The organism is Shewanella sp. (genome assembly GCF_013214165.1).
GTDB lineage: Bacteria > Pseudomonadota > Gammaproteobacteria > Enterobacterales > Shewanellaceae > Shewanella.
The window spans coordinates 1-2396 of record NZ_JABSSM010000172.1; the positions used below are offsets into that span (position 1 = coordinate 1).

The 2396-nt window shown below is 43.9% G+C and carries 4 protein-coding genes and 1 pseudogene; 3 read left to right on the forward strand and 2 right to left on the reverse strand.

Annotated features, from left to right (window positions below; genetic code table 11):
• The coding region (locus HRU42_RS20990; protein ID WP_295034027.1) for a DUF3192 domain-containing protein at positions 1-190 on the reverse strand (190 nt) is incomplete at its 3' end.
• Between the two features lie 147 nt (positions 191-337).
• Between HRU42_RS20990 and HRU42_RS20995 the strand changes: the two genes are divergently transcribed.
• Entirely contained in the window at positions 338-658 is a 321-nt protein-coding gene (locus HRU42_RS20995; protein ID WP_295034029.1) for a hypothetical protein, read from the forward strand.
• Positions 658-1431, forward strand: a complete 774-nt coding sequence (locus HRU42_RS21000; protein WP_295034031.1) for a Zn-ribbon-containing protein — start codon at positions 658-660, stop codon at positions 1429-1431. Before HRU42_RS20995 ends, HRU42_RS21000 begins: the two co-directional genes overlap by 1 nt.
• Positions 1432-1480: 49 nt before the next feature.
• On the opposite strand, the gene syd is transcribed toward HRU42_RS21000, so the two are convergent.
• Positions 1481-2146 carry a SecY-interacting protein gene (gene syd, locus HRU42_RS21005; protein WP_295034033.1) on the reverse strand — a complete coding sequence of 222 codons (666 nt, stop codon included), beginning with the start codon at positions 2144-2146 and terminating at the stop codon, positions 1481-1483.
• A gap of 60 nt (positions 2147-2206) precedes the next feature.
• Between syd and queF the strand changes: the two are divergent.
• A pseudogene (gene queF / locus HRU42_RS21010) lies at positions 2207-2396 on the forward strand (NADPH-dependent 7-cyano-7-deazaguanine reductase QueF); the annotation flags it as partial.

Genomic DNA, 2396 nt, shown 5'->3' on the forward strand with positions numbered 1-2396 from the left:
AGACGCTAACTTGATCTCGAGTCATACCCAGACTCAGCTTTGCCAGGTTGCCACGATTGATATCTTGAGTCTCTTGCCAGCCATCTTGACCATTCCATCCCGATTCCCCACTACCAATATTGAGTACACAGCCAGATAAGCTTAAACTTATAATACCCATTAATGCCAAACCAATTAAATTTGTTTTCACTATGACTTCCTGTTTCTTTATTATAGATAACCTCAGAGAAAGCAAAAAACGAGCCAATATCATATCTGATTGTTTAATAAGAATTTAATGCAAAAGTTCAGATCGTATTGGTGACATTGACTAAACAAGTGAGAAAGATAACCAAGTATGAGTCCAATAGAACAGATATTAGCAGCGGCTAAATCGCTATCGATTGCAGGAAAAAAACCTAGCCTTGCATTGATCAAAACAAAAATTGGCAACAGTGTTCCTATGCCCATACTGATCCAGGGCCTGCAACAATTTAGGGCCATGGATGCTAGCTCAGTAGAGAAGATCCCAAATCTGGACAAATTGCCCCCAGCGACCGTCCCTGTTGAAGCAAGGTCTGAAATTGAACAGCTAAAAGCAGAGCTGGCTCAATTAACCTTAGCCTACCAAAACCTTAATGCTCGATTAAAACAGCTTGAAATGAAGGCAACAAAATAATGCATGTTGTTGAATTAAGATTTGAATGTTTTGACAACACCACAATAACCGCAGCAGAAAAAACAATTAATGGGTTACTCGAAGCTTATAGAGCCAATGGGCAAATTTTAGGCCGTGAATTCGCTGTTGCTTTCAATGATGGGGAGTTTAGAGTCAGGCTCTTGATGCCAGAGAAAAGTAGTCTAGCGAAACGTTTTAACAGCCCTTGGGTTGAGAGAGCACTCGTCGAACTGACAGAGTCAAAAATACTGGCTCCGAGAGAAAAATACCTAGGTCAAGACATCAATTCAGAAGTTAGCAGCGCTGTAACACCTAGCTGGCAGCTCGTTTATACCAGCTATGTCCACATGTGCTCACCGGTACGAAACGGTGATACCTTGCAGCCAATCCCACTCTACCAACTGCCGGCAACATTCAATGGCGATCATAAACGCATCATTCGCTGGCAAACTGAGTGGCAAGCCTGTGACGAGCTGCAGATGGCTGCAGCAACAAAAGCTGAGTTTGCAGCATTAGAGGAGTTAACGTCTACGTCGAGTGATCTATTTCGCCGAGGCTGGGATCTGCGAGGTCGCATCGAATACCTAACCAAGATCCCAACCTATTATTACCTCTATCGTGTCGGCGGAGATAATCTAGCAAGCGAGAAAACTCGCCCCTGCCCCCGTTGCGACAATAAACATTGGCTACTCGATGAACCTCTATTAGACATGTTCCATTTTCGCTGTGACAGCTGCCGAATCGTGTCAAACCTCTCTTGGGATCATCTTTAAAACAAGGTATGAGTACCTAGGCCCCTAGGGATCCGCGCTTAATAACTTGTTACTTGCCACGCAGGTTGCGCCACATTAACTTAAATCGATTCCAAATCCCTGGGTGTTCCAACTCAGGCATAGACTCCTCGATATGAAGCTCTGGAGGCGCGACCCGCGGGGTTAGTTGGGCAATAAACTCATTTAGGCTATTAGTTAATTTTTTAGATGGCGCCTCACCAGGGATCTCGACCCAGACACTGCCATCGCTGTTATCGACGGTTAGCATCTTGTCTCCATCACCCAGAACACCGATAAACCAGGTAGGCGCTTGCTTTAATTTCTTCTTCATCATCAAATGACCAATCATATTTTGCTGTAGATATTCAAAGTCTGTCTGATTCCATACCTGTAATAGCTCTCCTTGTCCCCACTCACTATTGAATAGCAAAGGGGCTGAGAAATATACGCCAAAAAATGCATCTATGTCTGCGCCTAACTCTATGTCTAACGCAGTCTCGACATTAGAAAATGAGCCTGGGTCTTCTCTTTTTACCGGCTTCCAACATACGGCGATCTCTTCATTCGACTCATCATAATGACTGGGGTCAAACTCACCTTCAATACACAGAGACTCTTCGCCTCTAGGGTAGTAACGCGGGGATTCACCTAGCTTTTCGAGATAGGTCAGTTGATATAATTTCAAGAAATTATCTAAAGCAGGTAAAGAAGACACTTAGCAGAAGTCCAAAATTTGAGTATAATATCTGCCTATTTTGACATGGAATATCTATTGATGACACAAGTTCATGATCCCTATAGGGATGCCAAGGCTCTCAGTGGCTTAACACTTGGTAAGGCAACAGGCTATCAGGCCGAGTATGACGCATCCTTGCTGCAAGGGGTTCCGCGTAAACTTAATCGTGATGCGATTGAGCTCAATGATAGTTTGCCTTTTCATGGCACTGATATCTGGACGGGTTATG

What these genes read in the sequence shown, in the direction of transcription:
- HRU42_RS20995 (WP_295034029.1), top strand. Translation starts at nt 338, where the DNA reads ATGAGTCCAATAGAACAGATATTAGCAGCGGCTAAATCGCTATCGATT.
- HRU42_RS21000 (WP_295034031.1), top strand. Translation starts at nt 658, where the DNA reads ATGCATGTTGTTGAATTAAGATTTGAATGTTTTGACAACACCACAATA.